The following is a 7,815-nucleotide window of genomic DNA, read 5'->3' as shown; positions in this document are numbered from 1 at the left end:
GAGGAGCGATCGCGCAAACCATCGACACCTTCCGCGCGGAAGCGTTCGACCCATTTGGCGACCGTCTTCGCTGTGGTGTTGAACTGACGGCCGGCCGCGGCCTTGCTCAGCCCGCCGTCGACTACGCTCCGCGCCATCGCCTCTCGACCTTTCGGTGTCAGAGGCGCATTCTTATGGGTGTCCATTCGGTTCTCCCCTCAGAATCTGAAGCTTCAGCAACCTCAGCTTCCTCGGTCAGGGCCGAATGGACAACCTCCTGAAAGCTCACATCTAGTCGTCGAGCCCTGTAGGCCAGGAGCGCGATGATCATTTGAGCGAAATGGCACCGGCTGGCGTTCGGTCAGGGTTTACAAGACCGAAACCGGTGCGGATCCCGTGAAACTACGCTAGACTGCAGCAAAGCCCGTGTAAGCCGGGAAGGAATTGGACGTGGTGCTGCGAATGCTCCACGCGCGCGGAGGGTAGGCCGACAGCCGATGGTGCGATGCATCAATTGCGGTAATTGCGGTATCGGCAATGTCGCTGTCAGCATCAATGTCGCCCACAAAGGGAACACGATCGTGTCGGACAGTTGTTCAAGGAAGCGGCTGCTGAGATGCGAGCCGACCGCTGCCTGGAAACCGTTGGCTTGCGCTCCGGATGGAGCCTGAGCGGGATGGGGCGTCTCATGAAAACGGAAATCGGAATTGTCCGGCGCGCGGCACAAAACGATCGCCTCGGGAGACGATCAGGTGCGGCGGGCCGGACAGTGTAGCAACCAGCGCAAGAGCAAGACCAAGGGGAGGAAATACGGATGAAGAAGCATTTGGGTTATCTTTCTCTACCCGTTGCAGTTGCGATCGGTGCGACGCTTGCCGCATCGTCAGCCTTTGCACAAACGGTTGATACCGCGCGGATCGAGGCCGCCGGCCAGAATGACTGGCTGACCTATCACGGTTCCTACAAGTCGCATCACTACAGCCCGCTCGCTCAGATCAACACCAGCAACGTCGGAAACTTGGGTGTCGCCTGGATGCATATTCCAGGAAGATCCACCCGCGGCGTGCAGTCGATGCCGCTCGTGGCTGATGGCGTGCTTTACTACACCGGCTCCTACAGCCGAACCTTCGCGCTGAACGGCGCCACCGGCGAGTTGATCTGGCACTATTTCCCGGAACTAGACGAGGCGTTGATCAAGCGGCAGACGCACTCGCCTTACAATCGCGGTGTCGCCCTCGGAGAGGGCAAAGTCTACGTCGGCACAGTGGACGGCCGGCTCATCGCGCTGGACGCGAAGACCGGCAGGGTGGCGTGGGACACCAAGCTGATCGATTCCCAGAAGCTGACGGTCGGCTTCACCGGTGCGCCCCTCTATGCCAAGGGCTTGGTGATCATCGGCGCGCAGGGCGGTGAGTGGCCCGGCCGCGGCCCGATCTTCGCCGTCGAGGCCGCCACGGGAAAAAAGAAATGGGAGTTCCTGACGGTTGCTCCCACCGAGGAAGCCATGAAGACCTGGGGCGGTGACTCCTGGCGCACCGGCGGAGGCGGCGGCTGGATGCCCGGCACCTACGATTCCGAGACCAACACGATTCTATGGGGCACTGCCAACCCGGCGCCGCTCTACGATTGGTCGGGTGCGGACTACAAGACGCAAGGCGCGCGTCCCGGCGACAATCTCTACACGAGCTCAGTGATCGGTCTCGACATCGATACCGGCAAATTGAAATTCTACCATCAGGAGCTGCCGCACGACGCCTGGGACTTTGACAGCTCCGTCGGCGAGTTCGTGATGCTCGAGCGCGACGGCCAGAAGCTCGTGGTCCATCCGAACAAGGGCGGCTTCATCTTTGTTTACGACCGCAATCTTGCCGTGAAGAACGTCTGGCGACTCGTCCAGAACATCAATTTTGTCAAGGACATCGATCCCAAGACGGGCGCGCTGATCGGACGTCGCGACTTCACTGCTGGGAAGGTCACCGACCCGCCGCTGTGCCCATTCATTGGTGGCGGCATTAGCTGGAATGCCGGGTCGTACAGTCCGAAAACGGGCCTCTACTACAAGATCGGCCAGGAATGGTGCATGACGCTCGACGTCCAAAAGACGACGCCGGTGACGACTCCACAGGCACAGCTTAACATCGGCGCCGATTTCAAGATGGCGCCTCCTCCGGGCGGCGAGATCTATGGTCATCTCGACGCGCGCGACCCCGTGACCGGCGCGAAGAAATGGGAGGTTCGCTACCCCGAGCCGCCGCTGGGCAGTGTGCTATCGACCGCAGGCAATCTCGTATTCGTGCCTGATTCGCGCGGCACCATTCACGCCTACGATGCCGAAACAGGGACCGAGCTGTGGAATCACAACAACGGCACCGGCCATCAGGGTGGCATCGTCAGCTACTCTGTCGGCGGCAAGCAATACATCGCGGTGACCGCGGGCTTCGGCGGCATGTTGGCAGATGAATATGGGCCAAACTTCGGCGGCATCTACAAGAGCATGCCGCGCGACGACGGCATGCTCGTCGTCTTCAGCCTCAAATAGGCGATCGCAAACGATCTGCCGGGGGCGGGCGCAAGCCTGCTCCCCGTGCGTTGAAGCGGCTGGGTGGCTTTTAGGGAAATGGAGCCGGACGTTTTGAAATTGCACTTGAAGAACATCGCGCTGCTATCGGCAGTGCTGGGCGCGTCATTGGCGTGTGCCGGGTCGGTCCGGGCGCAGCCTGCGAGCCCTGCGCCCGACAACGGGACGTTCGATGTCGAGCAGTTGTTCGCAGGGACCTGCGGTTTTTGTCACTCCAATGGCGGCCGAGCTGCCGGCAAGGGGCCGCAGTTGATGAATTCGCCACGAGACGACGATTTTTTGCGTGACCGCATAAAGAACGGCAAGGAGGGCGCGATGCCTGGATTCGATGGGGCCTTCACCGACGCGCAGATCGAACAGATGATCAAATACATCCGCGCCTTGAAGCCGCGCGAGGGCTGAACCGCCGAGACCCGATCCATCCATACGGGGATACGGAATGAAGACGATTCTCCCGTTCATGGTCGGCGCCGTCATTGGGCTGATCGGCCCGGCTCAGGCGCGGCCCCTCGACGCCATCCGCTCGACCGGCGTGCTTGGATTATGTGCTCATCCCAACTCGCTTCCATTCGCGAGCAAGGCCGGCGATCCGCCAGGATTTCAGGTCGAATTAGGACGGGCGCTGGCACGCGAGCTCGGCGTCTCACTGGAGCTCGACTGGATCATCACCCGGTACCAGATGCGCAGCGCCGGTTGCGACATTCTTCTGGATGTGATTGCCGATCGCGAGGCGCAAGGCGAGACCAATTTGAGGATTTCAAAACCCTACTATCGCACTGGTATTGTCCTGGCCGTGCCGCAGGCCAGCAAGCTGACGTCGTTCAAGAGCCTCGACGGGCACACGAAGGTCGGGGTTCTGGTCGGATCCTTCGCAGCAATGATCATCAGTCAGCGGAGGGTGCCGACATCGACCTTCGGGTTTGAGGTCGATGTCCTTGAGGCCGTGGCCAACCATGAGATCGACGCGGCGGCAGTCACGCCGACGGCAGCGAGCTATTTCAATCTGATGCATCCGGACAAGGCGCTCCGTATCCTGGATCGCGATGAGAGCGAGGCGAACCTGAACTGGGATGTCGCAGTTGGCATGGTCCGCCCCGATGACAATCTGCGCGAAGCCATCGACGCGGCGGTCGAGCGGTTGCGGGCCGACGGCACAATCGATCGAATCTACAAGCGCTACGGGGTTGTGCTGCAAACGCCGAAGTAATTGCGCGTTGTCGTCGCGACCTTTGCGGTTCTGTTGACAGTGCTTGATCGGGCCAAGGGTCTCGATCGCGTGGACCCGCGCCGGCGACGAGCGCACGGGAGAGCCGGCGACAGTGCCGGACATTGCGCTCGTAATAGCCCTGCTATCCGCGGATCGCCGCGTTGGCCTTCTCGGCGGCGTTGGTCATCGCAATCTTCGCCGGCATCGCTCCGGTGACCACTTCATTCACGCCGATCATGAATGCGTCCAGGATGGGTCTCGAGAGCGAATGGAAAAGAATCGCCTTGGCGCGGTCAACATCGGCATTCTGTAAGTTCGTCAGCGCCGCCTCGGCGGCCTGCGCGCCGAACGCCTTCTTGAAGTCCTCGCCCGACCAAGCCGACACGCGTGTCGTCGCCAGCCCCGCTGCGGCAGTCCGCAGCGAGGTCGGCTTGCTTGTCGCCCACAGCAGAAACAAAAAAGCCGCCCGCTTGTGTCGTGATCTGGAATTGATGGACGCCTGCCAGTGCGACATGAAGGGCACGGACGGGCGACCGGCGGCATGGGGAAAGGCGGCAAACACGGCCCGCCCGGCAACGTGGCTTTTGGCTGGATTGGAGATGTCGGTAGCGAAGTTGCTGCTGTCGATCGCTATCGCCGTCTTGCGCTGCAGGAAGTCGTCCAGCACGTGGTACCATTCGTAGCCGCTCACACCGCGAGACCCGGCTTGACGGAGCAGTTGACCGTACATCTCGATGGCCGCGATGGCCTCGGGGCTCGCGAAAGCGGCCTTGTTGTCCTTGACCATGTCGCCTCCGTAGGAGAACACGAAGCTCATGGCCGGCGGGGACGAATTGCCGCCGGCCTGCGCCCGCATGGCGATCCCGGACATTTCACTGGTCTTGATTGCGTTGGCGGTGGCGAGCAGCTCATCGAAAGTCCGGGGAACCGACAGGTTCTTGGCTGCCAGCGCCTCGCCGTTGATGAACAAGGTCACCGCCTCGGAAGTGATCGGGCACGCGTAGCGTTCACCGTTCCGCCACACCGGAAATGTGCGGGCTGTCTCGAGAAGGTCAGCCTCGTCATACCAGCCGAGATCGGTCAGCGACTTATCGGAATAGTATGCGTTCAGCGGCTCGAGCCATCCTGCCGAGATGCCCTGGCCATAGGCCGTAAACATGAAGACGTCGGGTGTGCTGCTGCCCCGGGCGAGCTGGATCGGCAGCGCGCCCATGTACGCGGTCTCCAATCGGAAGTCGGTAACGACGCTGATACCGGTGAGCTTGGTGAAATCCCACAAAAGCGGTGTGATCGCGTTCGACCAGGGATGGATCGCGCCTGCGAGCGTGATCGTCTGCCCGGCAAATTGTTTCCAATCTATCGCAGCGTGCGCATAGACACCGGCGACATCCTCTGCGACACCCCACCGCGGCAGCATGGCGAGGGCCGGCAAGGCCACCCCCGCGGCGCCCAATCCCCTGACGAAGCTGCGCCGGCTAGCCGGTCCTCGACCGTGTGGCGACTTTTCACCCGGAGCCATGAGGATTGCTCCTGCCTGAGGACAGTCCTTCACAAGACGCGAGCGGGCGTCCCGTGACGTTCTGGCCCTTGCGAGAGAACTGACGGGCTGCCTGAGCCGGTGTAATCTATGTGGCCGAGCACGCCGGTTCCCACTTCATCTGCGCGGGTCTGGCTGTGTTTCCATTATACTAGCAATACTTTGCGTCGGCATCACAAAACAGCCGCTCTCGCGAGCATCTAAGGCCCAGGCCATGTCAGTCCCTCTGAGCCAGTCCTCTCGGCGCTTTGCTCGTCCGCTGACGCTCGTGGTCGCGGTGCTCCTGCCTGTGGTTGCCGCGACCGGGCTTCTCGCCATCCAATATCGTCAGGATCGACAAGCGGCAGACTTTGCGCACGGGCGCAGCCGCCAGGTGCTGGAGACTCTGGATCGGCTGCGGGGGGGCATCGCCGACGTGGAGGCCCAAAGACGCGGGTATCTGCTGACTCTCGACCCCTCATATCTCAAGGCTTACGGCGTCTCTGACGAAAGCGTACGACGAGACGCGCAGGCGCTCCAGGCTCTAGTCGCGAACGATCCATTGCAGAACCATCGTGCCGGACATCTGGCGCTGACAGTTACAGCAAAGCTGCGTGAGATCGATGACATCGTCAAGACGGCCAGCACCTCCGGGCAGGCGGCGCTGGCGATGATCCGCAGCCTGGACGAGATAAAGTCGCAAATCGACCAGATGGTGGACCACGAGCGTTTCCTGCTCGTGGATCAGGAGAAGCGCGCCGAGGCACTCGAACAACGCAAGGCCTGGCTGATCGCTACGGCCATCGTCATTGTCGCAGCACTGGCAGTGGTGGGGTTGGCGCTTGCGCGGCTCGAAGCAATAAGGCGGCGTAAGGCGATCGCGGAGAACGTCGCGCTCCACGGCGATCTCCTGGCGCGCGACAAGAAGATCCGGCGCTTGGTCGACGCCAACATCGTCGGCATCGTCATTTGGAATCTCGAAGGTCGCATTCTCGAGGCCAATGACGCGTTTCTCGATATGTTGGGTTACGACCGGGAGGATCTTGCCTCGGGTCGGCTGAACTGGGCGGACCTGACACCGGCGGAATGGCGCGACCGCGACGCACGCGCCGCGGAAGAGCTGAGACGGACGGGGACCGTCCAGCCATCCGAGAAAGAGTACTTCCGGAAAGACGGTAGCCGCGTGCCGGTGCTGCTCGGCGGGGTGATGTTCGAACAAAGCCCAAATCAAGGTGTCAGTTTTGTCCTCGATCTGACCGAGCGCAAGCGGGCGGAAGAGGCGCTGCGGCAGAGCGAGGAACGCTTTCGCACCCTCGTGCAGTTCTCCTTCGACGTGTACTGGGAGACTGATGCGCAACATCGCTTCACTCACCAGGAGTTCGCGGAGAGCCTTGCCGACGCGCCAGCGCCGGGCTCCGAGATCGGCAAGACCCGTTGGGAAGTGCCTTACCTGGAGCCGGATGAAGAGGCCTGGCGCAAGCACCGGGAGACGCTCGATGCCCACCTGCCGTTTCGCGATTTTGAGCTTGCGCGAGCTGGCCCCGACGGCAGCAAGCGTTACGTGTCCGTCTCCGGGCTGCCGGTGTTTGACAAGACGGGGCGCTTCGTCGGCTACCGCGGTGTCGGGCGGCACATCACCGAACGCAGGCGGGCCGAAGAAGCCTTGCGCGCCATGCAGGCGGGGCTCGCGCACGCCAATCGCGTCACCACGATGGGTCAATTGACGGCCTCGATTGCACATGAGGTCAACCAGCCGATCGCGGCGACGGTTACCAATGCCGGGGCTGCCCTGCGCTGGCTTGGCGCTCAACCGCCCAATCTCGGCGAGGTTCAGGATTCCCTTCGTCGTATCGTCGAGGACGGCAAGCGCGCCGGCAACGTCATCAACGGGATCCGGGCCCTCATCAACAAGGTGCCGCCGCGGAATGATCGGTTCGACCTCAATGAAGCCATCCTCGAAATGGTCGCGCTGACCCGGAGCGAAATGCTCAAGGACGGCATCTTGCTGCAGACCGACCTCGCGCCGGGCTTGCCTATGGTGAAAGGCGATCGCACCCAACTGCAGCAGGTGATTCTGAACCTGATCCTCAATGCCATTGAAGCGATGGAGGGCGTCGACCAGCGGGCAGGCGCACTGCGGATCAACAGCGAAAGGGAGGCCGCGGGCGGCGTGCTCGTCACGGTTCGCGATTCCGGCCCGGGCCTGGACCCGGCGGATGTCGAGCGCGTGTTCGAGGCCTTCTATACGACGAAGGCCAAGGGCATGGGCATGGGCCTCGCCATCTGCCGGTCGATGGTCGAGGCTCACGGGGGACGGATGTGGGCGAGCGCGAACGAACCGCGGGGCGCCATGTTTCAATTTTCCCTGCCGCTGGAACAAGACGAGAGCGTTCAAGCCCGGCAGATCCGGTCCAACCCGGCCGCATGAGGTTGCAGCGAGAAGCAGTAAGCCGTTCGCGGCTGGAGCAAATGTCCCTGCGCTGTGCTCGGACCGGCCACTAGGAGGCAAGCGCGGACATGTGCGTGCGCTAGACA

General features: G+C 62.2%; 6 protein-coding genes. 4 read left to right on the top strand and 2 right to left on the bottom strand.

The window, feature by feature from the left end; genetic code table 11:
• Window positions 1-185 (bottom strand): helix-turn-helix domain-containing protein (locus YUO_RS44620; RefSeq protein ID WP_028346715.1); only part of this gene is annotated, 185 nt, incomplete at its 3' end.
• Between the two features lie 608 nt (window positions 186-793).
• Here YUO_RS44620 and YUO_RS0107530 point away from each other — a divergent pair.
• The 3 genes from YUO_RS0107530 to YUO_RS0107520 all read left to right on the top strand — a co-directional run bounded on the left by YUO_RS0107530 (window position 794) and on the right by YUO_RS0107520 (window position 3,764).
• Window positions 794-2,518 (top strand): pyrroloquinoline quinone-dependent dehydrogenase, encoded by a 1,725-nt coding sequence (locus YUO_RS0107530; RefSeq protein ID WP_028346714.1) that lies wholly within the window; start codon window positions 794-796, stop codon window positions 2,516-2,518.
• A gap of 93 nt (window positions 2,519-2,611) precedes the next feature.
• Complete coding sequence (locus YUO_RS44615) at window positions 2,612-2,959, top strand: c-type cytochrome (RefSeq protein ID WP_235782639.1); 348 nt, start codon at window positions 2,612-2,614, stop codon at window positions 2,957-2,959.
• A gap of 37 nt (window positions 2,960-2,996) precedes the next feature.
• Entirely contained in the window at window positions 2,997-3,764 is a 768-nt protein-coding gene (locus YUO_RS0107520) for a substrate-binding periplasmic protein (RefSeq protein ID WP_028346712.1), read from the top strand.
• A gap of 142 nt (window positions 3,765-3,906) precedes the next feature.
• Here YUO_RS0107520 and YUO_RS0107515 read toward each other — a convergent pair whose 3' ends face one another.
• A complete protein-coding gene (locus YUO_RS0107515) occupies window positions 3,907-5,202 on the bottom strand; it encodes an ABC transporter substrate-binding protein (RefSeq protein ID WP_235782652.1) in 1,296 nt (431 codons plus the stop codon).
• Between the two features lie 313 nt (window positions 5,203-5,515).
• Here YUO_RS0107515 and YUO_RS40055 point away from each other — a divergent pair, with 313 nt between their 5' ends.
• Entirely contained in the window at window positions 5,516-7,708 is a 2,193-nt protein-coding gene (locus tag YUO_RS40055; protein ID WP_083754491.1) for a PAS domain S-box protein, read from the top strand.
• Window positions 7,709-7,815: the final 107 nt, after the last annotated feature.

It is taken from the genome of Bradyrhizobium murdochi (genome assembly GCF_000472965.1).
Taxonomy (GTDB): domain Bacteria; phylum Pseudomonadota; class Alphaproteobacteria; order Rhizobiales; family Xanthobacteraceae; genus Bradyrhizobium; species Bradyrhizobium murdochi.
Note: the sequence above shows the minus strand (reverse complement) of the source record. Positions and strands in the feature narration are given on the sequence as shown.